At 69.3% G+C, this 22,802-nt stretch carries 19 protein-coding genes and 5 tRNA genes; 15 read left to right on the top strand and 9 right to left on the bottom strand.

The window, feature by feature from the left end; all coding sequences use genetic code 11:
- The first annotated feature begins 163 nt into the window (after window positions 1-163).
- From ABTX78_RS18365 to ABTX78_RS18355, 3 genes are all read left to right on the top strand, one after another.
- Window positions 164-2,413 (top strand): polysaccharide lyase 8 family protein, encoded by a 2,250-nt coding sequence (locus ABTX78_RS18365; RefSeq protein ID WP_502993893.1) that lies wholly within the window; start codon window positions 164-166, stop codon window positions 2,411-2,413.
- Between the two features lie 154 nt (window positions 2,414-2,567).
- Window positions 2,568-4,151 (top strand): acyl-CoA carboxylase subunit beta, encoded by a 1,584-nt coding sequence (locus tag ABTX78_RS18360; protein ID WP_352207800.1) that lies wholly within the window; start codon window positions 2,568-2,570, stop codon window positions 4,149-4,151.
- Between the two features lie 30 nt (window positions 4,152-4,181).
- Window positions 4,182-4,388 (top strand): acyl-CoA carboxylase subunit epsilon, encoded by a 207-nt coding sequence (locus ABTX78_RS18355; protein WP_313943890.1) that lies wholly within the window; start codon window positions 4,182-4,184, stop codon window positions 4,386-4,388.
- Window positions 4,389-4,560: 172 nt separating this feature from the next.
- Here the strand turns inward: ABTX78_RS18355 and ABTX78_RS18350 are convergent, their stop codons facing one another.
- From ABTX78_RS18350 to ABTX78_RS18315, 8 genes are all read right to left on the bottom strand, one after another.
- Entirely contained in the window at window positions 4,561-5,142 is a 582-nt protein-coding gene (locus ABTX78_RS18350) for a GTP-binding protein (protein ID WP_050791473.1), read from the bottom strand.
- Complete coding sequence (locus tag ABTX78_RS18345) at window positions 5,123-5,704, bottom strand: DUF742 domain-containing protein (RefSeq protein ID WP_352207799.1); 582 nt, start codon at window positions 5,702-5,704, stop codon at window positions 5,123-5,125. Before ABTX78_RS18345 ends, ABTX78_RS18350 begins: the two co-directional genes overlap by 20 nt.
- 96 nt (window positions 5,705-5,800) lie before the next feature.
- Window positions 5,801-6,214, bottom strand: coding sequence for a roadblock/LC7 domain-containing protein (locus tag ABTX78_RS18340; protein ID WP_005311461.1), 414 nt, complete (start codon window positions 6,212-6,214; stop codon window positions 5,801-5,803).
- A gap of 10 nt (window positions 6,215-6,224) precedes the next feature.
- A complete protein-coding gene (locus ABTX78_RS18335; RefSeq protein WP_502993892.1) occupies window positions 6,225-9,434 on the bottom strand; it encodes a sensor histidine kinase in 3,210 nt (1,069 codons plus the stop codon).
- Between the two features lie 337 nt (window positions 9,435-9,771).
- On the bottom strand, window positions 9,772-10,353 hold the full coding sequence (locus ABTX78_RS18330) for a GTP-binding protein (RefSeq protein ID WP_159686641.1): 582 nt from the start codon (window positions 10,351-10,353) through the stop codon (window positions 9,772-9,774).
- The gene (locus ABTX78_RS18325) at window positions 10,334-10,738 is read right to left on the bottom strand and encodes a DUF742 domain-containing protein (protein ID WP_313943887.1); all 405 of its coding nucleotides are present in this window, start codon (window positions 10,736-10,738) and stop codon (window positions 10,334-10,336) included. Before ABTX78_RS18325 ends, ABTX78_RS18330 begins: the two co-directional genes overlap by 20 nt.
- Before the next feature lie 124 nt (window positions 10,739-10,862).
- A complete protein-coding gene (locus tag ABTX78_RS18320) occupies window positions 10,863-11,276 on the bottom strand; it encodes a roadblock/LC7 domain-containing protein (protein ID WP_142214992.1) in 414 nt (137 codons plus the stop codon).
- Window positions 11,277-11,285: 9 nt separating this feature from the next.
- The gene (locus tag ABTX78_RS18315; protein ID WP_352207797.1) at window positions 11,286-14,846 is read right to left on the bottom strand and encodes a sensor histidine kinase; all 3,561 of its coding nucleotides are present in this window, start codon (window positions 14,844-14,846) and stop codon (window positions 11,286-11,288) included.
- A gap of 581 nt (window positions 14,847-15,427) precedes the next feature.
- Between ABTX78_RS18315 and ABTX78_RS18310 the strand changes: the two genes are divergently transcribed.
- From ABTX78_RS18310 to ABTX78_RS18270, 9 genes are all read left to right on the top strand, one after another.
- Window positions 15,428-15,598: a hypothetical protein gene (locus ABTX78_RS18310; protein WP_352207796.1), complete on the top strand. Its 171-nt coding sequence runs from the start codon at window positions 15,428-15,430 to the stop codon at window positions 15,596-15,598.
- A gap of 86 nt (window positions 15,599-15,684) precedes the next feature.
- The gene (locus ABTX78_RS18305) at window positions 15,685-16,461 is read left to right on the top strand and encodes a fumarylacetoacetate hydrolase family protein (RefSeq protein WP_352207795.1); all 777 of its coding nucleotides are present in this window, start codon (window positions 15,685-15,687) and stop codon (window positions 16,459-16,461) included.
- A complete protein-coding gene (gltX, locus tag ABTX78_RS18300) occupies window positions 16,454-17,929 on the top strand; it encodes a glutamate--tRNA ligase (protein WP_352207794.1) in 1,476 nt (491 codons plus the stop codon). Before ABTX78_RS18305 ends, gltX begins: the two co-directional genes overlap by 8 nt.
- 9 nt (window positions 17,930-17,938) lie before the next feature.
- Window positions 17,939-18,658, top strand: a complete 720-nt coding sequence (locus ABTX78_RS18295; protein ID WP_352207793.1) for an HAD family hydrolase — start codon at window positions 17,939-17,941, stop codon at window positions 18,656-18,658.
- Window positions 18,659-18,748: 90 nt separating this feature from the next.
- A tRNA-Gln gene (locus tag ABTX78_RS18290) sits at window positions 18,749-18,820 on the top strand.
- Window positions 18,821-18,841: 21 nt separating this feature from the next.
- Window positions 18,842-18,914, top strand: a tRNA-Glu gene (locus ABTX78_RS18285).
- 83 nt (window positions 18,915-18,997) lie between these two features.
- Window positions 18,998-19,070, top strand: a tRNA-Glu gene (locus ABTX78_RS18280).
- A gap of 12 nt (window positions 19,071-19,082) precedes the next feature.
- Window positions 19,083-19,154: transfer RNA gene (locus ABTX78_RS18275), tRNA-Gln, on the top strand.
- Between the two features lie 21 nt (window positions 19,155-19,175).
- A tRNA-Glu gene (locus ABTX78_RS18270) sits at window positions 19,176-19,248 on the top strand.
- 228 nt (window positions 19,249-19,476) lie between these two features.
- Here the strand turns inward: ABTX78_RS18270 and ndgR are convergent.
- Window positions 19,477-20,193 carry an IclR family transcriptional regulator NdgR gene (ndgR, locus tag ABTX78_RS18265; RefSeq protein ID WP_010984119.1) on the bottom strand — a complete coding sequence of 239 codons (717 nt, stop codon included), beginning with the start codon at window positions 20,191-20,193 and terminating at the stop codon, window positions 19,477-19,479.
- A 145-nt stretch (window positions 20,194-20,338) separates the two neighbouring features.
- Here ndgR and leuC point away from each other — a divergent pair, with 145 nt between their 5' ends.
- The 3 genes from leuC to ABTX78_RS18250 all read left to right on the top strand — a co-directional run bounded on the left by leuC (window position 20,339) and on the right by ABTX78_RS18250 (window position 22,703).
- On the top strand, window positions 20,339-21,772 hold the full coding sequence (gene leuC, locus ABTX78_RS18260) for a 3-isopropylmalate dehydratase large subunit (protein WP_352207792.1): 1,434 nt from the start codon (window positions 20,339-20,341) through the stop codon (window positions 21,770-21,772).
- 5 nt (window positions 21,773-21,777) lie between these two features.
- Window positions 21,778-22,371 (top strand): 3-isopropylmalate dehydratase small subunit, encoded by a 594-nt coding sequence (leuD, locus tag ABTX78_RS18255; protein WP_352207791.1) that lies wholly within the window; start codon window positions 21,778-21,780, stop codon window positions 22,369-22,371.
- A 104-nt stretch (window positions 22,372-22,475) separates the two neighbouring features.
- A complete protein-coding gene (locus ABTX78_RS18250; protein ID WP_313943879.1) occupies window positions 22,476-22,703 on the top strand; it encodes an SCO5555 family protein in 228 nt (75 codons plus the stop codon).
- Window positions 22,704-22,802 lie beyond the last annotated feature (99 nt).

Here is a 22,802-nt window from a genome sequence, read left to right as displayed (position 1 = left end):
CATGACCATTGAAGGCACCCGGCTGCCGTGCTAGACCACAGGTCGACCGGACCGCATCACTCTCGCACCGGAGGCCCCTGTGCCGCTGTCGTCAGCCTGGTCCCGACGCACCTTTCTGGCCACCACGGGAGCAAGCGCTCTCTCCGTCGCCCTTACACCGCGAGTGAGTGTGGCGGCGGACGACGAGTACGAGACCCTGCGGCAGCGCTGGGTGGAGATCAGTCTCGGCAGCGGCTACGACGCGACCGTCGAACCGTACGCGTCCCGCCTCGCCGAGACCGGGACGCTCGCCGCGGACTTCCGCGCCTCGATGGCGCCCACCGCGACCTCGCTCTGGCCCGGCTACACCTTCGACCCGCCCGCCGGCATCACCCAGAGCTACACCCGGCTGTGGACCATGACCCAGGCATACGCGCAGCAGGGCACCGGCCACACCGGCGACACGGGGCTGCTCGCCGACATCCTCCGTGGCCTCGACCATCTCGCGACGACCGTCTACCACCCCGCGACGACCCGCTACGGCAACTGGTGGGAGTGGCAGATCGGCAGCCCCCGCCTCCTGATGGACATCGTCGCCGTCCTGCACGACGACCTCGGCCAGGCCCGGCGGGACGCCGCGTTCGCCGCCGTCGACCACTTCGTCCCCGACACGGTGCTCGGTGACTACACCGGCACCTCCACCGGCGCGAACCGCGTCGACCTGTGCCGGTCGGTCGCCCTGCGCGGCGTGCTCGGCAGGTCACCCGCCAAGATCGCACTGGCCCGCGACGCCCTGTCGCCCGTCTTCCCGTACGTCACCGAGGGCGACGGCCTCTACGCCGACGGCTCGTTCGTCCAGCACACCTGGGTCGCCTACTCGGGCACCTACGGACAGGTCATGCTCGACGGCCTGGGGAGGCTGTTCACCCTCCTCGCCGGCTCCACCTGGGCCGTTACCGACCCCAACCGGCAGATCATCCTGGACAGCGTCGAGCACGCCTACGCCCCCCTGATCCACAACGGTCTGATGATGGACAGCGTCAACGGCCGTGCCATCAGTCGGGGTTATCTGAAGGACGACGACCGCCGCGTCATGCGCAGCGACCACTTCCACGGCCAGGCGCTGATCGCCGCGATCGCGCTGCTGGCCGGCGGGGCGAGCGCGGCGGAGCGGACACGCTGGCACGCGCGGATCAAGGGCTGGATCGCCCGTGACACCACCACCCCGATCCTCGAAGGCGCCCAGTTCGGGGTCGCCGACCTGTCCCGGCTGCACGCCGTCGACGCGTCCCCGGTCCCGGCCGCGCCCGAACCCGTCGGACACCACCTCTTCGCCGCCATGGACCGGGCCGTCCACCGCCGGCCCGGGTGGGTCGCGAACATCTCCATGGCCTCGCGCCGGATCTCCTACTACGAGTGCGGCAACGGCGAGAATCCGCGCGGCTGGCACACCGGCGCCGGAATGCTCTACTGGTGGCCGGGCGAGGCACACGGCGACCAGTACACCGACTGGTTCTGGCCGACCGTGGACTTCTACCGGCTTCCCGGCACGACCGTGTCGACCAAGCGGCTCGCCGACAGGGCGGGCGGCGAGTGGGGGTTGCCCAAACCGGCGGCGCGGTGGGTGGGCGGAGCCTTCGACGGAGAGTTCGCCGCCGTGGGACAGCACCTCCTGGGGCTGGGCTCCACCCTGCGGGCCCACAAGTCCTGGTTCTGCGTCGCCGACGCGGTCATCTGCCTCGGCGCGGGCATCTCCTGCACCGACGGCGTGCCGGTCGAAACCGTCGTCGACAACCGCAATCTGGGCGAGGGCGGCACGAACGCCTTCACCCGGGGCCACGGCTGGGCGCACCTCGAAGGCCACGGCGGCTGGGTCTTCCCCGCGGGGACGGAGAACCTGCGCACTCTCCGGGAGGACAGGACCGGAGCATGGAGCGACATCAACACCACCAGCTCCACCGAGCGTGCCACCCGCCGCTACCGCACCCTCTGGCTGGACCACGGCACGGACCCCGTCGACGCCTCCTACGCGTATCTGCTCATGCCGGGCGCGAGCCGCCGCACGCTCGCCGCCCGGGCGCACGACCGCCGCTGGCTGGAGATCCTCGACAACACCGCGGCCCGACAGGCCGTCACCGTCCGCTCCCTGGGCCTGACCGCGGCGAACTTCTGGCAGCCCGGTACGGTGGGCCCGCTCACCACCACGGCGCCCGCCAGTGTTCTGCTGCGGAGCCGGGGCCGCACGGCCACGCTCCACCTCAGCGATCCGCTGCGCACCGGCGCGCCCCTGGAGATCACCTGGCGCCGGCCGGTGCGCCGGGTCGTCGCCGCGGACGACGGCATCGAGGTGCTCGCCGCCGGGCGGGAGCTGCGGCTGCGCCTGAGCGGCGGCAGCGCGGGCGCGAGCTACCGCTGTGAGGTGACTCTCAGCTGAACTCCTTGTCGGGCTTCCACAAACATCGGTGGCACTGAGCTGGTGGTTGGGCTGCTGTGCCGAATGGTTCTGTGCAAGGCCGACAGGAGAACGGACCGGAGACTGTACGGAGTCGACGGCAGGGTTTCCGCGGTCCGATCCGTAGGGTCGAGGCATGACCGTTTTGGACGAGACCGCCAGTGAGCCGAGCGACGCCCGCGGACGCGTGGCCGAGCTGCACGATCTGCGCGACCGTGCGCGGCGCGGGCCCAGTGATCGCGCCACCGAGGCGCAGCACGCCAAGGGCAAGCTGACCGCCCGTGAGCGCATCGCGCTGCTGCTGGACGAGGGCTCGTTCAAGGAGGTCGAGCAGCTGCGCCGGCACCGGGCGACCGGGTTCGGCCTGGAGACGAAGAAGCCGTACACCGACGGCGTCATCACCGGCTGGGGCACGGTCGAGGGCCGCACGGTCTTCGTCTACGCGCACGACTTCCGGATCTTCGGCGGCGCGCTGGGCGAGGCCCACGCCACCAAGATCCACAAGATCATGGACATGGCCATCTCGGCCGGTGCCCCCCTGGTCTCCCTCAACGACGGTGCCGGTGCCCGTATCCAGGAGGGCGTCTCCGCCCTCGCCGGCTACGGCGGCATCTTCCAGCGCAACACCCGCGCCTCCGGTGTCATCCCGCAGATCTCGGTGATGCTCGGCCCGTGCGCCGGTGGCGCGGCGTACTCGCCGGCGCTGACCGACTTCGTGTTCATGGTCCGCGAGACCTCGCAGATGTTCATCACCGGCCCGGACGTCGTCAAGGCGGTCACCGGTGAGGAGATCACCCAGAACGGCTTGGGTGGCGCGGACGTCCACGCCGAGACCTCCGGCGTCGCGCACTTCGCGTACGACGACGAGGAGACCTGCATCGCCGAGGTGCGCTACCTGCTGGCGATGCTCCCCTCGAACAACCGCGAGAACCCGCCGTCGGTGCCCGCCGAGGACCCGGCCGACCGCCGCTCCGACGTCCTGCTGGACCTCGTGCCGGCGGACGGCAACCGTCCCTACGACATGCACCAGGTGATCGAGGAGCTCGTCGACGACGGCGACTACCTGGAGATCCACGAGCGCTGGGCCCGCAACATCATCTGCGCACTGGCCCGTCTCGACGGCCAAGTGGTCGGCATCGTCGCCAACCAGCCGCAGTCCCTGGCCGGTGTGCTGGACATCGAGGCCTCCGAGAAGGCGGCGCGCTTCGTCCAGATGTGCGACGCGTTCAACATCCCGATCATCACTCTTCTGGACGTACCCGGCTTCCTGCCCGGCGTCGATCAGGAGCACGGTGGAATCATCCGGCACGGAGCGAAGCTCCTGTACGCGTACTGCAACGCCACCGTGCCGAGGATCTCGCTGATCCTGCGCAAGGCGTACGGCGGTGCCTACATCGTGATGGATTCCCAGTCCATCGGTGCGGACCTCACCTACGCCTGGCCCACCAACGAGATCGCGGTGATGGGCGCCGAAGGTGCCGCCAACGTCATCTTCCGCAAGCAGATCGCGGAGGCCGAGGACCCCGAGGCCATGCGGACGCGCATGGTCAAGGAGTACAAGGCCGAACTCATGCACCCCTACTACGCGGCGGAGCGCGGACTGGTCGACGACGTCATCGACCCGTCCGAGACCCGTGAGGTGCTGATCGCGTCTCTGGCCATGCTCCGCAACAAGCACGCCGACCTGCCGTCCCGCAAGCACGGCAACCCCCCGCAGTAACCCTGCGACGAACCTGGAGCCCCAACAGCCATGAGCACTCCTGCCGACTCATCGTCCTTGCTCCGCGTCGAGAAGGGCCACGCCGACGCCGAGGAACTGGCCGCGATCACCGCGGTCCTGCTCGCCCGTGCCGCCTCCCAGCCCGAGGCCCCCGCCCACCGCGGCCGCTCCACGGCCGGCTGGCGCCGTCTGGAGCGCCAGCGCGGCTTCCAGCCCTCCCACAGCTGGCGGGGCTGACGCCAGGCTCTCCTGACGCCTTCCAGGGCCTCTCCCGCCGGTACTCCGGCGGGCGGGGCCCTTCGTCGTACCGCGGGAAGCACCGAGGGCACGGCCGCGGGCACGGCGGACACACGAAAGGCCCCCGCGGCGCGGGGGCCTTTTCGACTGGGGACACGAACCGCGGTACCGGCTACCGCAGACGCGCCATCAGGGCGTGTTCGACCAGGGTGATCAGGGCGCTCTTGGCGTCTGCGCGGTGGCGGGCGTCGGTGGTGATGATGGGGGTGTCGGGGCCGATCTGGAGTGCTTCGCGGACTTCTTCGGGGTTGTAGGGCTGGTGTCCGTCGAAGCCGTTGAGGGCGATGACGAAGGGGAGGCCGCTGTTTTCGAAGTAGTCGACGGCGGGGAAGCAGTCGGCGAGGCGGCGGGTGTCGACGAGGACGACGGCGCCGATGGCGCCGCGTACGAGGTCGTCCCACATGAACCAGAAGCGGTCCTGTCCGGGGGTGCCGAACAGGTAGAGGATGAGGTCCTGGTCGAGGGTGATGCGGCCGAAGTCCATGGCGACGGTTGTCGTCGTCTTGTCCCCGGTGTGTGTGAGGTCGTCGATGCCGGCCGAGGCTGAGGTCATGACGGCTTCGGTACGCAGCGGGTTGATCTCCGAGACGGCGCCGACGAACGTGGTCTTGCCCACGCCGAATCCGCCCGCCACCACGATCTTCGCGCTGGTGGTTGAGCGGGCTGCACCGCCGCTAGAGCTTGCGAAGTCCACTGAGCACCCTTTCGAGCAGTGTCACGTCTGGCTGGCCGCCGGCGGACTCGTCGCCGCCGGGCTGGTGGATGGCGACAAGTCCGGCCTCCGCCAGGTCGGCGACGAGGATCCGGGCAACGCCGAGGGGAATGGTGAGAAGCGCCGAGATCTCCGCGACCGACTTGATCTCGAAGCACAGCCGGCAGATCCGCTGGTGCTCGGGCAACTGCCCTTGCAGCCGGGCGGGATCGGCCGTGGTGGACACCAGCGCCTCGATGGCGAGCTGGTAACGCGGCCGGGTCCGGCCGCCGGTCATCGCATACGGACGCACCAGCGGGTTGTGCGTGTTCTGGGCGGAACCAGAACCCGAACCCGACGCCGGCTCCTGGGCCCTGCGCTGCTGCACGGGCTGGATCCGCGACGGCGGCGGCTGCTGCCCGTAGGGCGACTGCGGCTGGTGGTAGGGCTGTTGAGCACCCTGACCACTCGGCGTCGAAGGAAAGTTGAAGCGGTTCTGAGAGTGCTCACCCGGCATCTGGTGAGCACCGCCGTCATAGGGGCGTCCGCCTGGGGGTGTTGCCACGTTTCCTCCTCCGACTGCCGGTAGCCGGTTCCTGTCCCTGTGGAGCCGCGCCACCGCACCCTATGGTGCGGTGGCGTGAAACGCACTGTCCGTCTGTTAGTTGAGAAGACTGCCCTGGAGCTCCGCACGGAGATCCGGGGTCAGCACGCTGCCGGCCCGGTCCACCAGCAGAGCCATCTCGTAGCCCACGAGACCGATGTCGGCCTCCGGGTGAGCGAGCACCGCCAGCGAGGAGCCGTCGGAGATCGACATGATGAAGAGGAAGCCGCGCTCCATCTCCACGACGGTCTGGTTGACCGCACCGCCTTCGAAAATCCTCGACGCCCCCGCGGTCAGCGAGGTCAGACCGGAGGCGACCGCCGCCAGCTGATCGGCTCGGTCCCGGGGGAAACCCTCGGACATCGCCAGCAGGAGTCCGTCGGCGGAGACCACCACCGTGTGCGACACCCCAGGGGTGTTGTCCACGAAGTTGGTGATCAACCAGTTCAGATTCTGCGCCGCCTGGCTCATCGGGCTCACACTAACGCTCCTGGTTGTAGGTACTGCCCGGGCCGAAGCCCGATCCGTTCGTGTCCGATCCCGCGCTGCGTCCCTGCTGGACACCGCGCCGCAGGTTGCTCAACCTGCCCCGCACGTCCTCAGGGGCGCGGGAAACCTGGGGGCCCCGCTGCTGGGTCTGCTCCGCGGTGCCCTCGATGAGGTTCGCCTTGGGCACCCGCCGCGGAAGTCCGGAGGAGGTCACTCCGCCGGCCTTCGGCTCGCGGAGCTTCTCAGCCCGCTGCCAGCGCTCGTCGTTGGTCGAGCGCCAGTCCGTGGTGTCGACGGTGCCGTTGCTGCCGCCTGCCGACTCGGGCTGACTGTTCTGCGGAGCCTGTCGAGGCTGCTCTGCGGGCTGCTGCCACTGCTGTTCGGGCTGCTGCTGGGGCTGCGACGACTGGGGGCCGCCGCGCCGCGGCAGACCGGCGTCGGTCAGCGCGTGGCTGTTGCTCGGAGAGGGTCCCGGACGGTCGAAGCCTACGCGCTCGGGAGCCGCCGTGGGGGCGCTCGGCGCAGATTCCGATTCCTGCCGGTACTCCGGCTCATAAGCACCTTGGTAGGCGTTCTGGTCCGGCCACTCGCCCTGGTGGGGCTGGGTGTCGTACTGCCCGTCGTACTGCGGCTCGGAACCCTGCGCAGCCTGGTAACCGGCTTCCGCATAGTTGGTTTCGGGCTGCTCCTGACGGCCCTGGTGCTCGGGGTAGCCGTTGACCGCGGGGTAGGTGTCGTACCCCTGCTGGGACTGGTCCTGGGCGTAACCCTGCTCCGGGTAGTCCTGGCCGTAGTCGGGGGCGTACTGCTGCCGGCCCTGGGCGTAGCCCTGATCCTGGCCGTAGCCCTGCTCCTGCGAGTATTCCTGGTCCTGGCCGTAAGGCCGCTCACCGTGTGCCTGCGCCTCCAGCGCCGCACGGCGCTCCTCGCGCATCAGCGAACGGTTCACCGGGTCGAGCTGGGCGCCCTCCGGCTCCTCGTAGCGGGAGTCGTCGAAGCCGAGCTCCGCCGCGGTGAGCATGGGAGCGGGCTCGAAGGAGGACTGCTCGGGAATGATCTGGGAGACCGTGAAGTCGTCCTCGGGCAGGGCCTCGCCACCGCCACCGTGGGTGATGGCGTCCGGGAGCATGACCAGCGAGGTGGTGCCGGCCTGCTCGCCTGAGGGGCGCAGCTGGACGCGGATGCCGTGCCGGTCGGCGAGGCGGCCGACCACGAAGAGGCCCATGCGCTGCGAGACGGCGGCGTCCACCGTCGGCGGGTTGGCCAGCTTGTGGTTGATGTCGGCGAAGTCCTCGGCGGTGAGGCCGATGCCCTTGTCGTGGATCTCGATCATGACCCGGCCGTCGGGGAGCCTGGTGGCCGTCACCCGGACCTTGGTCTGCGGCGAGGAGAACGTCGTGGCGTTCTCCAGCAGCTCGGCCAGCAGGTGCACGAGGTCGGTCACGGACTGGCCGTGGATCTCCGTCTCGGGCACGCCGGTCAGCTCGATGCGCTCGTAGGACTCCACCTCGGAGGAGGCGGCGCGGAGCACGTCGACCAGCGGGACCGGCTGGTTCCAGCGGCGGCCCGGCTCCTCGCCGGCGAGGACCAGGAGGTTCTCGCCGTTGCGGCGCATACGGGTCGCGAGGTGGTCCAGCTTGAAGAGGTTCTCCAGCTGGTCCGGGTCGGCCTCGTTGTTCTCCAGGTCGGTGATCAGGGTCAGCTGACCCTCGATGAGCGACTGGTTGCGGCGCGACAGGTTGGTGAAGATCGCGTTGACGTTGCCACGGAGCATGGCCTGCTCGGCGGCGAGCCGGACGGCCTCACGGTGGACCTGGTCGAAGGCGCGGGCGACTTCGCCGATCTCGTCCTGGGTGTCGATGGGGATCGGCTGCACCCGGGTGTCGACGCGGCCCGGCTCCGTGCGCGAGAGCTGGTCGACCAGCATTGGCAGACGCTGCTCGGCGATACCGAAGGCGGCGGTGCGCAGCTGGCGCATCGAGCGGCTCATCTGGCGTGCCATGAGGCCGGCCAGGATGAACGCCGTGAGCAGGGCAAGCACGACGATGGCGCCGTTGAGGATGGCGTCGTTCCTGGCGTTGTCGGAGATCGTCGCGGCCTCGTTCACGGCCTTGTCGACGAGCTCGTTCTCGACCTCGGTGTAGCCGTCGAACTTGGCGGTGGCTGCGCCCATCCATGTCCGCGGAGTGATGTCCTGAGCCGCGAGCGTGGAGGGCTTGGCGCCGGTGCCGATCTTGAGGGCCATGCCCGTGAGGACGGATCCGTCGGGGCCCAGCTCCGGGCTGAGACCGGCGGCCTCGAGCTGCTTCGCGCCGTTCGCGGCCTTCTCGGCCATGACCGCCTTGAGCTTGTCCGCGTCGGCCTGCGTACCGCCGGAGACGTACTCCTGGAGGGCGATCTGCTCGAGGTAGTTGTACGAGTTGAACGCCACGGTCTGCTTGGCGAAGATCGTCTCGTCCTTGTTCGGCCGCACCAGGAGGTGTGTACCGATGGAACGCTGCAGAGACCCCGCCGCCTTGGCGAGCTGGATGGCGTAGACGGTACGGCCGTAGCTGGTGACGTTGCCGGTGCCGAGACCCAGCTCGTTCGCGAACTCCATCAGCGAGTGCTGGATCCTGACGTAGCCCTCTTCGGTGCCGACCGCCGACTTGGCCTCGATACCGCTGGAGTATGCGCTCTTGCGCAGGGCTTCCAGCTTGGGCTCCTCGGTGCGGAACAGCGCCAGACGGCGTTCCAGGCCCTGCTTGGCAGGCATGTCCTGGATGGCCAGGTCGAACTTCCGCTTGGCGTCGTCCGTGGTGTCGTACATCTTCGTGACGTTGTCGCTGTTGCGGGCCTCCGCGGAGGTGGCCGTCAGCAGCGGCACGGCGGTCAGGTCGCGCTCGTTGAGCAGTGCCTGGCCGTACTCCGCGGCGGCGCGCACGATGAGCGCCGTCTTCTCGGCGTCCTGGGCCTCGTTCCAGGTGTCGATCGAGCTCTTGACCTGGAAACCGCCCATGACCAGGCCCACGAGCACGGGTATGAGGAGAATCGCGTTCAGGCGCGTCGGAACTCGCCAGTTGCGCGGGGAAAGCCGGCTGGAGCTGCCACCGGGCGGCGGCGTGGGCGCCGGCTCGTCCGCAGGCGACACCACTGTGCGCGGCGGCGGGGTGAAGTTGCCCCGCGCCTGCTGCTGTGCGGAGCTCGTCATGCTTCGCCTCACTCGACCAACAACCTCTCGGCGTCGGCACCTACGCTGTGCCGTATTTCGTTCGGAGCCGTACTACTAGGGAGTTCATCGAATTTCAGCATGCGGGGTGGGTCCGTTCCAAACAGTTGGAATCAGCCATTCCGTGTAGTGGCGACCACAGATAAAACGGGCATAAAGAGCGAGGGCCGCCAAAAGGCGAGGCAAAGTTGAGCGCAGCGGTACCGGCCGAACGCACCGGGTGTCCGGACCGCTGGAATTCTCTGTCGAAACGTTATGAACACGGGGGCGGACCGTGTCAAAGGACACAGCCCGCCCCGTCACAACTACGACAAGTGCCGTATGTCGCCGTCTACTTGAGCCGGGCCATCAGGGCGTGTTCGACCAGGGTGATCAGGGCGCTCTTGGCGTCTGCGCGGTGGCGGGCGTCGGTGGTGATGATGGGGGTGTCGGGGCCGATCTGGAGTGCTTCGCGGACTTCTTCGGGGTTGTAGGGCTGGTGTCCGTCGAAGCCGTTGAGGGCGATGACGAAGGGGAGGCCGCTGTTTTCGAAGTAGTCGACGGCGGGGAAGCAGTCGGCGAGGCGGCGGGTGTCGACGAGGACGACGGCGCCGATGGCGCCGCGTACGAGGTCGTCCCACATGAACCAGAAGCGGTCCTGTCCGGGGGTGCCGAACAGGTAGAGGATGAGGTCCTGGTCGAGGGTGATGCGGCCGAAGTCCATGGCGACGGTTGTCGTCGTCTTGTCCCCGGTGTGTGTGAGGTCGTCGATGCCGGCCGAGGCTGAGGTCATGACGGCTTCGGTACGCAGCGGGTTGATCTCCGAGACGGCGCCGACGAACGTGGTCTTGCCCACGCCGAATCCGCCCGCCACCACGATCTTCGCGCTGGTGGTCGATCGGGCTGCACCGCCGCTAGAGCTTGCGAAGTCCACTGAGCACCCTTTCGAGCAGTGTCACATCCGGCGTGCCGCCGGCCTCTCCGTTGCCCGGCTGGTGGATCGCCACCATGCCCGCCTCCGCCAGGTCCGCCACCAGAATCCGGGCGACACCGAGCGGCATGGACAGCAGCGCCGACACCTCGGCCACCGACTTGACCTCACGGCAGAGGTGGCAGATCCGCTGGTGCTCGGGGAGCAGCCCGGCAAGGAGCGCCGGATCGGCCGTGGTGCTCACCAGCGCCTCGATGGCGAGCTGGTAACGCGGCCGGGTCCGGCCGCCGGTCATCGCATACGGACGTACCAGCGGCTGGTCGCCCTCCAGTCCGTAGGCGTCTGCCGACGCTCCGTACGGATCGTGAGAGGCGGTTGGCGGGGTCATGAGTCCTCCGGGCGGGACAGCAAGTGGTCGGCGTGCCGTCTGAGTGGGCCGGTGGGGGGCAAAAGAGCGACCTGACGGGGTCATGCGTTGGCGCTTGCCTGCGGAGCCGTGTGTGGGGCACGGCTCAGTGCAGGAGGCTTCCCTGGAGCTCGGCGCGCAGGTCCGGCGTGAGGACACTGCCCGCACGGTCGACGAGAAGGGCCATCTCGTAACCGACGAGGCCGATGTCGCACTCGGGGTGTGCGAGCACGGCCAGCGACGAGCCGTCGGAGACGGACATCAAGAAGAGGAACCCCCGTTCCATCTCGACGACCGTCTGGCTGACGGGTCCCCCTTCGAAGATCCGGGAAGCCCCCGCGGTCAGCGAGGTCAGGCCGGATGCGACAGCCGCCAGCTGATCGGCGCGGTCCCGGGGAAACCCTTCGGACATCGCCAGCAGAAGACCGTCGGCGGAGACCACCACCGTGTGCGACACCCCAGGGGTGTTGTCCACGAAATTGGTGATCAACCAGTTCAGATTTTGCGCCGCCTGGCTCATCGGGCTCAACTATCGCTCCTGCTGGTGAGTGGGGCCGAGGTTGAAGCTGCCGGTCGTCGAGTTCTGCTGACGGCCCTGCTGAATGCCACGACGGAGGTTGGTCAGCCGGCCGCGTACGTCGTTCGGCGCACGCGAGACCTGCGGACCTGTTTGGGTGTTCTGTTCCTGCGCGGTGCCCGCGACGAGATTGGCTCGCGGGACCCGGCGGGGCAGACCTGATGTGGTGACGCCGCCGGCCGCGGGCTTCCTGACCCGCTCGGCCTGGCGCACCAGCTCGTCATTGGGGGAGGAGCGCCAGCCGCCACCGTTGGTGCTCTGCCCGTTGTGCGGTGCCGCGGCAGGGGTGCGCTGCGGCATCGGCGGGGCGGGGCGCTCCGCGGACTGCTGCGGAACGGGGGCGGGCGACGCGGGCCGGGACGGCTCCTGCTCCCCGGCGCCCTGCGGGCCACCGTGGAACCAGTTCGTCTCGAGCGTGTCATACAGCGGAGTACGGCCGTCGCCCGGGCCGGTCGCGGGCGGCAGCGCCTCGGGCTGCGGCTGCGGCGGCAGGGCGTTCGGCCGGCGCGCGCCGTGGTCGCCGTTCTGGGCGCCCTCGCGGCGCGGAGCCGGAGCACGGCCCGGAGCGGGCGGCTGGGGAGCCCCGAGTTCGGGACGGGCGAACTGGCCGGTGGACGCGGGGTCCTGGGACGGGCCGCCCTGCGAGCCGTTGCGCGTCGGCTGGAAACCGCCACCGGACGTCTGACCGGCCGGGGAGGTCGGGCCGAACACGTCCGGACGGACGAACTGCCCGGTGGACGAGCCGGAACCCGCACCGCGCTGCGGCGGTGGGGCGTTGAAGTCGGGACGGGCGAACTCCGCCGTGGCGGCGGCGCCGCGGTCGTTGTCCTCGTGACCGCGCGGCGCGTCCGCCGGACGCTGGTGGCGCGCGGGCGGCTGCTCGCTGCCCCAGCTGGTGGACGGCGGACGCTGCGGGCCACCGGCACCGGGAAGTTCGGCACGCGGACCGCCGGGCAGCTGCTTGCCGCGGTCGCCGGAACCCTGCGGGAAGCCCTCCGAGCGGGATTCACCGCGGGCCGGAGCGTTCTGCGCGCCACGCCCGCCACCACCCGAGCCGAAGGCGCCGGCGAGGCCGCCGCCCTGCCGGCCCTGACCGGGCTGACCCTGGCCGGGACCGCCGTCGCGGCCGGGAAGCGCGGCACGCGGGGCCGCACCGGCCCCGACCTGACCGCGCGGGGCGCCCGTGGGAGCACCCGCGCCACCGGGACCGCCGCCGAGGCCGGGACGGCCGCCGCCCGCGCCACCGGGACCGCCGCCCGGACGACCGCCGAGACCCGCGGGACCGCCGGGACCCGGGGGAACGGCACCCTGGCCGTTGCCCGGACCGCCGGGGGAGCCGGGAGCCTTCTTGCCGCCGTGGGCGACGTCGACGGGCAGCATGACCAGCGCGGTCGTGCCGCCGGAGTCGGAAGGGCGGAGCTGGATACGGATGCCGTGTCGCAGGGACAGGCGGCCGACCACGAACAGACCCATGCGGCGGGAGACCGAGACGTCCACGGTGGGCGGCGACGCCAGCCGCTCGTTGATCGCGGCGAGGTCCTCGGGGGAGAGGCCGATGCCGGTGTCGTGGATCTCGACCAGGACGCGGCCGTCGGGCAGCGCGTGACCGGTGACGCGGACCTTCGTCTGCGGGGAGGAGAACGACGTGGCGTTCTCCAGCAGCTCCGCGAGGAGGTGCACGAGGTCGTTGACGACGCGTCCGGCGACCTCGGTCGCCGGGACCGCGGCCAGTTCGATGCGCTCGTACTGCTCCACCTCGGAGGCGGCGGCACGGAGCACGTCGACCAGCGGGACCGGCCGGGTCCACCGGCGGCCCGGCTCCTCGCCCGCGAGGACGAGGAGGTTTTCGCCGTTCCGGCGCATACGGGTCGCGAGGTGGTCCAGCTTGAAGAGGGAGGACAGCTGGTCCGGGTCGGCCTCGCGGGACTCCAGTTCGGAGATGAGCGAGAGCTGACGCTGGATGAGGCCCTGGGAGCGGCGCGAGAGGTTGGTGAACATCGCGTTGACGTTGCCTCGCAGGAGGGCCTGCTCGGCGGCGAGACGGACGGCCTCGCGGTGCACGTCGTCGAAGGCCGCGGCCACCTTGCCGATCTCGTCCCGGGAGTGCACACCGACGGACTCCACCGAGGTGTCCACGTCCTGCGGGTCGGACTCGGAGAGCTGCTTGACCAGGTCCGGCAGACGGTCCTGGGCGACCTTGGTCGCGGTGTCCTGGAGCCGGCGCAGCGAGCGGATCATGGACCGGGCCACGACGAAGGCGCCGACGAGCGAGACACCGAGGACGAGCAGGATCAGCGCACCGTTGATGATCGCGTCGCGCTGCGACTCCTCGCGCAGTTCACGCGCCTTGGCCTCCATCTGGCCGAGCAGCGTGGACTCGATGACACGCATGGCCTGGATACGGACGCCGTAGTCGTCGGTCCAGTCCAGGAAGGAGCGGTCGTCCTGGCTGGTCAGACCATTGCTGTTGTCGAGGACGCGCTTGGCGTACTTCTCGGAGGCCTCGATGGTCGGGTTGCCGTTGTCCAGCGGGTCGGTGAGCTCCTGGGCGTTGCCGCCGGAGGACTCGTAGACCGACTCGAAGGCGGCCAGCGAGGACTCGCCGTTCTCGAGAGCGGCCTTGCCGTAGAGGCGGTCGTTCTCCTCGAGGCCCTTGCCCTTGGAGCCGCTGCCGCCGGGAAGTGCGGCGGCGATGATCGCGCGCTGCATGGAGGCGTACTCCTTGGCGGACGAGAACGCCGCCAGCGCACGGGTGCGCTTGATCATCTCCGGGCTGCTGGTGGCCTGCGCCATGTCCTGCGACAGGCTCAGCAGCGACTCGATGAGCCGGTGGTAGTTCTCGACGGTGAGGGAGTGCGGGCGCCCCGTCTGGTAGGCCGTCTCGCGGATGGAGCCGAGGTTGTTGACCTGGACGGCGATCTGGTTGGCGTTGGCCCGGATGCTCTCGAGCGCGTCGTCCTGCTCCGTGTTGGGGATGTCACGGGTGGCGTCGAGGAACGCCTTCCGGGCGCGGTCCGTCACCGTGCGAGGACCGGTGACCTTGAAGTCGGTCGCGTCGGGGTTGTTCGCCAGCGGCCCGGCCGTCAGGTCACGCTCCGCCTGGAGCGCCTGGGCGAGGTCGGTCGCCTGCTTGGTCATGTTGGTGAGCAGCTGCATGTGATCCAGCTGCTTCATGTCCGCCATGGACTCGTTGATACGGAGTCCACCCAGCGTGGTGGCCGCGACGACCGGCAGGGTCAGCAGGGAGACGAGTCTCGTGCTGATGCGCCAGTTGCGCAGAGCTATTCGTGAGCCGGTGTCCGTCGGGCTCTTCGCCTTCGGCGGGGCCTTGGGGCCGTCGCCTCCGGACGAAGCCGCGCCGGAGCGTGCGCCACGGTCACCGCCGGCGCCGGGGGATGCCGGATCTGCCTTGTGGGTGTGCTGGGCGTGCTGGGGCGAGGAGCCGCGGTCGGTCCCGCCGCGCGGCTCCTGTTCCGCCGCAGCGCTGCCATCCCTCTTGAAACGTCCCTGCACTAGCGTCGCAACCTCTGGACCAGGCGTCCCTCCGCGAGCGGCGGGACGGTGTCGGCGTCGGTGAGGGGCGCGACAGCGCCCCTTTTGTTGGTCGTTGAGTGACCGGCGCTTCTCCCCCTTCTCCGCCGCTGCCCGGCGCTGCGTTGCGCCCGTTGCGCGCCGGCCTGAAGCCGCGGCGGTGCGTGGAATTCCAGCACAGTGCCGGATCTCCAACAAGGGCCACGTACCGGGCTGTGACCTGGTTGACACGGTGTGAGCGTCGTGTCACAAGACGTAGAAGTCGTTCCCGGAGAAAAAGGGGCATTCCACTACGAGTCACCTGGGGGTGAAGGCTCCCCAGTCGCCATGATCAGGAGCGGAATGGCTGGTTCGGCTATGCAATGTCCGTTTCACTCTGGACGATTCATAGTCCGCTTTGCCGGGATTGCCCGCCCCTTGGTGAGGAAACTCACACCTAGATCGCGGACTTGGAAGCCCCTCCCCGGGGAATCGGATGTTTAGCCTGACGCTTTACAGGGATGGGTAATCCGTCAACCGCCGCTCACCGAGCGGCCGTACGCCGACAAGGTCTGAAACCACCGATGAAGACGATGATGTTCCGCAACATAGCCAACCCCCGGCGCACCACTCTCGCCCACCTCGAGGACGCGGACGAACTCCAAACGCCGGAGCAGCAGGAGCACTCGCTCGATCTTCCCACCCAGACGGCCAACCCCCGCCGTACGGTCCTGATGGACGCCCCCGCAGCGTAATGCGCGAGGCGGGAGCCCCCTACCGCGTTAGCCTGAAGCGTCAGACGCCAGCAGCGTAAGAAGTAGTAGAGGGGCATCCGCATCCCGTGCGCATCGCCAGATTCTCCATCGACGGGAATGTCGCCTTCGGCGCGGTCGAGGGCGACAGCCCGGACGAGCTCGTCCTCGACATCATCAAGGGCATCCCGTTCGCGGAGTTCGAGCTCTCCGGCACCAAGGTCCCCCTGAGCAAGGTCCGCCTGCTGCCGCCGGTGCTCCCCAGCAAGGTCGTGGCCTTCGGCCGCAACTACGCGGAGCACGCGGCAGAGCTCGGCCACGAGGTCCCCGACGCGCCGTTCGCCTTCTTCAAGCCCTCCACCTCGGTGATCGGCTCCGGCGACGACATCGCGTACCCCTCGTTCTCCCAGGAGCTCCACCACGAGGCCGAACTCGCCGTCGTGATCGGCAGGCTGTGCCGCGAGGTCCCGCGCGAGCGGGTCAAGGACGTCATCCTCGGCTACACCTGCGCCAATGACGTCACCGCCCGCGATGTGCAGAAGCGCGAGAAGCAGTGGGCGAGGGCCAAGGGCTTCGACACCGCGTGCCCGCTCGGCCCCTGGGTGGAGACCGACCTCGACCCCCACGACCTCGCCATTCAGTGCACGGTCAACGGAGAACAGCGCCAGCTCGGCCGGACGAGCCAGATGATCCACTCCATCGAGGATCTGATCGTCAACATCACCGAGGCCATGACGCTGCTCCCGGGCGACGTCATCCTCACGGGCACCCCCGCGGGGGTCGGCCCCCTCAACGTCGGCGACGAGGTCGCCGTCACCGTCCAAGGTATCGGCACTCTCGCCAACAAGGTGATCAAGCGTGGCTAACGCGAACGTCCGCGTACGTTTCTGTCCCTCCCCGACCGGCAACCCCCACGTGGGCCTGGTCCGCACCGCCCTGTTCAACTGGGCCTTCGCCCGGCACAACGGCGGCACCATGGTCTTCCGCATCGAGGACACGGACGCGGCCCGCGACTCGGAGGAGTCCTACACCCAGCTGCTCGACTCGATGCGCTGGCTCGGTCTGGACTGGGACGAGGGCCCCGAGACCGGCGGCCCGCACGAGCCCTACCGCCAGTCGCAGCGGATGGACATCTACCGCGACGTCGCCGAGAAGCTGAAGGCCGGCGGCTACGCCTACGAGTGCTTCTGCACCGCCGTCGAGCTGGAGGCCCGCCGCGACGCGGCCCGCCTCGCCGGCAAGCCCTCGGGCTACGACGGCACCTGCCGCAACCTCTCCGCCGAACGCATCGCGCGCTACAAGGAGGAGGGCCGCCCGGCGATCGTCCGCTTCCGGATGCCCGACGAGCCGATCACCTTCACGGACCTGGTCCGCGGCGAGCTGACCTTCACGCCCGACAACGTGCCGGACTACGGCATCGTCCGGGCCAACGGCGCCCCGCTCTACACGCTCGTCAACCCGGTCGACGACGCGCTGATGGAGATCACCCACGTACTGCGCGGCGAGGACCTGCTCTCCTCCACCCCGCGGCAGATCGCGCTGTACAAGGCGCTGATGGAGCTGGGCGTCGCCCACCGGATCCCGGCCTTCGGCCACCTGCCGTACGTGATGGGCGAGGGCAACAAGAAGCTCTCCAAGCGCGACCCGCAGGCGAACCTCAACCTCTACCGCGAGCGCGGCTTCCTCCCCGAGGGCCTGCTCAACTACCTCTCGCTGCTCGGCTGGTCCTTCTCCGCCGACCAGGACGTCTTCACCATCCCGGAGATGGTGGAGAAGTTCGACATCTCCGAGGTCAACGCCAACCCGGCGCGCTTCGACCTGAAGAAGGCCGAGGCGATCAACGCGGACCACATCCGCATGCTGGACGTGAAGGCGTTCACCGAGGCCTGCCGCCCCTGGCTCCAGGCCCCGCACGCCCCCTGGACGCCGGAGCAGTTCGACGAGTCCCGGTGGCAGGCGATCGCCCCGCACGCGCAGACCCGCGTCACGGTGCTCTCCGACATCACCGCCAACGTCGACTTCCTGTTCCTGGACGCTCCCGTCGAGGACGAGGCGTCGTGGACGAAGGCGATGAAGGAGGGCTCGGACGCGCTGCTGCGGACGGCCCGCGAGAAGCTGGAGGCCGCGGACTGGAGCAGCGCCGACTCCCTCAAGGAGGCGGTCCTGGCCGCGGGCGAGGCTCACGGCCTCAAGCTCGGCAAGGCCCAGGCCCCGGTCCGTGTCGCGGTCACCGGCCGTACGGTCGGTCTGCCGCTCTTCGAGTCGCTGGAGATCCTGGGCCGGGAGAAGACGCTCGCCCGGATCGACGCCGCGCTGGCGAAGCTCACCGCCTAGGCTTCGACCATGCCGATCCGCGCGGTCCTCTGGGACATCGACGACACGATCTTCGACTACTGCAGCGCCGACCGCGCCGGCATGACGCAGCACCTCAGGACCGAGGGCCTGGCCGACGGATACGCCTCCGTCGACCAGGCCCTCGGCCGTTGGCGCGAGGCCACCGCCCTGCACTGGGCGCGCTTCTCCGCGGGGGAGGTGGGCTGGGAGGAGCAGCGGCGTGATCGCGTACGGATGTTCACCGGGCTGACCCTGAGCGATCCCGAGGCCGACGCCTGGTTCGACCGGTACATCGTCCACTACGAGGCCGCCTGGTCCCTCTTCCCGGACGCCGTGCCCGCCCTCGACCTGCTGGCGGCGGAGTACCGGCACGCGGTCCTGTCGAACTCCTCGCTCCGCAACCAGGAGCGCAAACTGCGGGTGCTCGGTGTGCGGGACCGGTTCGAGGTACTGCTGTGCGCCGCCGAGCTGGGGTTCTCCAAACCCGCCGCCGAGGCCTTCCACGCCGGCTGCGACGCGCTCGGCCTGCCGCCCGACGAGGTGCTCTACGTGGGCGATCAGCCGGACATCGACGCACGCGGAGCGATCGACGCGGGACTCGCCGCGGTCTGGCTGGACCGGACCGGCCTGGGAGGGCGTCCGGAGCTGATCCGGATCACGGGTCTCGGGGAGCTTCCGGGCCTGCTGCGCGGGGAATCCCGTTTTGGAGCGCCGGACACCTTCAGGTAATGTTCTTCCTGCGCCGCCCGAGAAGGTCGAAAGACCCACACGGACAGCGCGAATCAAACAAAAACCCCCAAGCCGGGGGTTGAGTTTTGATGGCCTATGGTGTAATTGGCAGCACGACTGATTCTGGTTCAGTTAGTCTAGGTTCGAGTCCTGGTAGGCCAGCTCGCAGAGCTCATCTGCATCGCCCCCGTTGTGTAGCGGCCTAGCACGCTGCCCTCTCAAGGCAGTAGCGCCGGTTCGAATCCGGTCGGGGGTACAGATCCATCCTGCAGATCATCAGGGTCGCTCCCGATGACCGCGCAGTGACATCACCCGGCTCCGCCGGGTGGGATCGCTAGGGCCCCCGTTGTGTAGCGGCCTAGCACGCCGCCCTCTCAAGGCGGTAGCGCCGGTTCGAATCCGGTCGGGGGTACGGAAGTCACCATGGCCTATGGTGTAATTGGCAACACTACGGTTTCTGGTACCGTCATTCTAGGTTCGAGTCCTGGTAGGCCAGCTCGCGGAGCTCATCCGCAAGGCCCCCGTTGTGTAGCGGCCTAGCACGCCGCCCTCTCAAGGCGGTAGCGCCGGTTCGAATCCGGTCGGGGGTACATACGAAAGAGGCCCTCCGCATCACGCGGAGGGCCTCTTCGTGTTGTGCGACGAGCTCGGCCCGTCCGCCGCTTCCTGCGAACTCGCCCCCTGGTGACGCCAGTTGGCTCCTCGGCTCGCTACGTCAACTCGCGTCCGCGCCACGGGGAGTTGTGCACCGGGATGCACAGGGGCCGGCCGCTGCGGCGTCGGAGCGGCCGGCCCGAGAGCAAGTGTGGACGCAGGTGTCAGCCGGTACGGCGCAGAGCCTCGCTCAGGCGGCCCGCGGCGTCGATGACGGCCTGGGCGTGCATGCGGCCCGGGTGCCGGGTCAGGCGCTCGATCGGTCCGGAGACCGAGACGGCCGCGACCACGCGGTTGGAGGGGCCGCGGACCGGCGCCGAGACCGAGGCGACGCCCGGCTCCCGCTCACCGATCGACTGGGCCCAGCCCCGGCGCCGTACGCCGGACAGCGCCGTGGCCGTGAAGCGTGCGCCCTGAAGGCCGCGGTGCAGCCGCTCCGGCTCCTCCCAGGCCATCAGGATCTGGGCCGACGATCCCGCCTTCATCGTGAGCGTGGAGCCGACCGGCACGGTGTCCCGCAGACCGGACAGCCGCTCGGCCGCCGCCACACAGATCCGCATGTCTCCCTGCCGGCGGTAGAGCTGCGCGCTCTCGCCGGTCACGTCGCGCAGATGCGTCAGCACCGGCCCCGCCGTGGCCAGCAGCCGGTCCTCGCCCGCCGCGGCGGCGAGCTCCGCCAGCCGCGGGCCCAGGATGAACCGGCCCTGCATGTCCCTCGCCACCATCCGGTGGTGTTCCAGTGCCACGGCAAGACGGTGTGCCGTGGGCCGTGCAAGCCCTGTCGCCGCGACCAGCCCGGCGAGGGTGGCCGGACCGGACTCCAGAGCGCTCAGTACCAGAGCTGCCTTGTCGAGAACGCCGACGCCGCTAGAGTTGTCCATGCAACGATATTCACGTCTCACACTGTGAAACGCAAGTTCAATTTTCCTGGAAACCCGCCAGTCTGTAGAGGCGGCCCGCAGACCAACGGGTTCCGCGACAAGATCTCTAGTGGTGCCGGCCCCCGGGTCGGCCGGAGGGAAAGCGATGGGTAGGACACTCGCGGAGAAGGTCTGGGACGATCATGTCGTCCGGCGCGCCGAGGGCGAGCCCGACCTCCTCTTCATCGATCTGCACCTGCTGCACGAGGTGACCAGCCCCCAGGCCTTCGACGGTCTCCGTCAGAACGGCCGGCAGGTCCGCCGCCTCGACCTCACCATCGCGACCGAGGATCACAACACCCCGACCCTCGACATCGACAAGCCCATCGCGGACCCGGTTTCCCGTGCCCAGTTGGAGACGCTGCGCAAGAACTGCGCGGAGTTCGGCGTACGGCTGCACCCGCTGGGCGACGTCGAGCAGGGCGTCGTCCACGTCGTGGGCCCCCAGCTGGGGCTGACCCAGCCCGGCACCACCGTCGTCTGCGGCGACTCGCACACCTCCACCCACGGCGCTTTCGGCGCGCTGGCCTTCGGCATCGGCACCTCCCAGGTCGAGCACGTACTGGCCACCCAGACGCTGCCGCTGGCCCGGCCGAGGACCATGGCGATCACGGTCGAGGGCGAGCTGCCCGACGACGTCACCGCCAAGGACCTCATTCTGGCGATCATCGCGCGGATCGGCACCGGCGGCGGCCAGGGCTACATCCTGGAATACCGCGGCTCGGCCATCGAGAAGCTCTCGATGGAGGCCCGGATGACCATCTGCAACATGTCGATCGAGGCCGGCGCCCGCGCGGGCATGATCGCTCCGGACGCCACCACCTTCGACTATCTGCGCGGTCGCGACCACGCCCCGCAGGGCGCCGACTGGGACGCCGCGGTGGAGTACTGGAAGACGCTGCGCACCGACGACGACGCCGTATTCGACGCGGAGGTCTTCATCGACGCCGCCGAACTGGCGCCGTTCGTCACCTGGGGCACCAACCCCGGCCAGGGCGCGCCCCTGTCGGCCAGCGTCCCCGACCCGGCTTCGTACGACGACGCTTCGGAGCGCTTCGCCGCCGAAAAGGCCCTGGAATACATGGGGTTGACCGCCGGGCAGCCGCTGCGGGACATCAAGGTCGACACCGTCTTCGTAGGCTCCTGCACCAACGGCCGTATCGAGGACCTGCGCTCGGCCGCGTCCCTCCTGGAGGGCCGCAAAGTCGCCGACGGCGTACGGATGCTGGTGGTCCCGGGGTCCGTACGGGTCGCCCTCCAGGCCGTCGAGGAGGGCCTGGACAAGGTCTTCACCGGTGCGGGAGCCGAATGGCGGCACGCCGGCTGCTCGATGTGTCTGGGCATGAACCCCGACCAACTGGCGCCCGGCGAGCGCTCCGCGTCGACCTCCAACCGCAACTTCGAGGGCAGGCAGGGCAAGGGCGGACGCACCCATCTGGTCTCGCCCCAGGTCGCCGCCGCCACCGCGGTACTGGGCCATCTGGCCTCGCCGGCCGATCTGGTCGCATCCGACTCGGCCGCCACCCCCGCAGGAGTCTGAGAACCATGGAAGCTTTCACCACACACACCGGCCGGGCCGTGCCGCTGCGCCGCAGCAACGTCGACACGGACCAGATCATTCCGGCCCACTGGCTCAAGAAGGTCACCCGCGACGGCTTCGAGGACGGGCTCTTCGAGGCGTGGCGCAAGGACACCTCCTTCGTTCTCAACCAGCCCGAGCGGCAGGGCGCCACGGTGCTGGTGGCCGGTCCCGACTTCGGCACCGGATCCTCCCGCGAGCACGCCGTCTGGGCCCTGCAGAACTACGGCTTCAAGGCGGTCATCTCCTCGCGGTTCGCCGACATCTTCCGCGGCAACTCGCTCAAGAACGGGCTGCTGACCGTCGTTCTGCCACAGGAGACGGTCGACCGGCTGTGGGAGCTGGCCGAGTCGGACCCGAAGGCCGAAATCACTGTTGACTTGGAGCAGCGGCAGGTGCGTGCGGCAGGCATCACCGTCGACTTCGAGCTGGACGAGAACGCCCGCTGGCGACTGCTGAACGGTCTGGACGACATCAGCCTCACCCTTCAGAACGAAGCGGACATCTCCACTTACGAGGCCTCCAGGCCGACCTTCAAACCGCGCACAATTCAGGTCTGATCAGCGCTTTTCCCCGACTGCGCCCCCCACCGTCCGGTGGGGGGCGCAGTCGTCTGTTGAGGTCCTGCCGGGCGACAACTCGCCCCAGATGGCACAATCGGTGCATGGACCGTGACAGCCAACTCGAGCTCTACGAGGCGGTGGCGGCCCGGCTGAAAGAAGCGCACACAAGAGTGCGCACACTGCAAGTCCCGGAGGGCGTAAGGATGGCGCTGTCCCGGAAGCTGCTGGTCGTCACGGCAGCGGCGAAGCACGATCTCCCGGATGCGGCACGGCGTCTGGACCGCTTCATGCAGGACCTCGACGAGGGCCGATTCCCTGAAGGCGACTGACACCCGAACTCCACAGCGGCGCACTTCGTTGCGGCACTAGGGTGATTAGCCCGTTTCGTGTTTGATTTGCGGTATATATCTGCCTAACGTGCGAAAAAG

The sequence above is a fragment of the Streptomyces sp. NPDC096193 genome, from assembly GCF_040302905.1.
Classification (GTDB): Bacteria; Actinomycetota; Actinomycetes; order Streptomycetales; family Streptomycetaceae; genus Streptomyces.
The sequence above is the reverse complement of the archived record's forward strand: the minus strand, read 5'-3'. Positions and strand labels throughout refer to the sequence as shown.

Excerpts from the sequence above, each read along its gene's own strand:
- ABTX78_RS18355 (WP_313943890.1), top strand. The coding sequence starts at position 4,182 with ATGAGCACTCCTGCCGACTCATCGTCCTTGCTCCGCGTCGAGAAGGGC.
- ABTX78_RS18320 (WP_142214992.1), bottom strand. The coding sequence starts at position 11,276 with ATGAGCCAGGCGGCGCAAAATCTGAACTGGTTGATCACCAATTTCGTG.
- ABTX78_RS18340 (WP_005311461.1), bottom strand. The coding sequence starts at position 6,214 with ATGAGCCAGGCGGCGCAGAATCTGAACTGGTTGATCACCAACTTCGTG.
- ABTX78_RS18325 (WP_313943887.1), bottom strand. The coding sequence starts at position 10,738 with ATGACCCCGCCAACCGCCTCTCACGATCCGTACGGAGCGTCGGCAGAC.
- ABTX78_RS18310 (WP_352207796.1), top strand. The coding sequence starts at position 15,428 with ATGAAGACGATGATGTTCCGCAACATAGCCAACCCCCGGCGCACCACT.
- ABTX78_RS18295 (WP_352207793.1), top strand. The coding sequence starts at position 17,939 with ATGCCGATCCGCGCGGTCCTCTGGGACATCGACGACACGATCTTCGAC.
- ndgR (WP_010984119.1), bottom strand. The coding sequence starts at position 20,193 with ATGGACAACTCTAGCGGCGTCGGCGTTCTCGACAAGGCAGCTCTGGTA.
- ABTX78_RS18360 (WP_352207800.1), top strand. The coding sequence starts at position 2,568 with ATGACCGTTTTGGACGAGACCGCCAGTGAGCCGAGCGACGCCCGCGGA.
- ABTX78_RS18250 (WP_313943879.1), top strand. The coding sequence starts at position 22,476 with ATGGACCGTGACAGCCAACTCGAGCTCTACGAGGCGGTGGCGGCCCGG.
- leuD (WP_352207791.1), top strand. The coding sequence starts at position 21,778 with ATGGAAGCTTTCACCACACACACCGGCCGGGCCGTGCCGCTGCGCCGC.
- leuC (WP_352207792.1), top strand. The coding sequence starts at position 20,339 with ATGGGTAGGACACTCGCGGAGAAGGTCTGGGACGATCATGTCGTCCGG.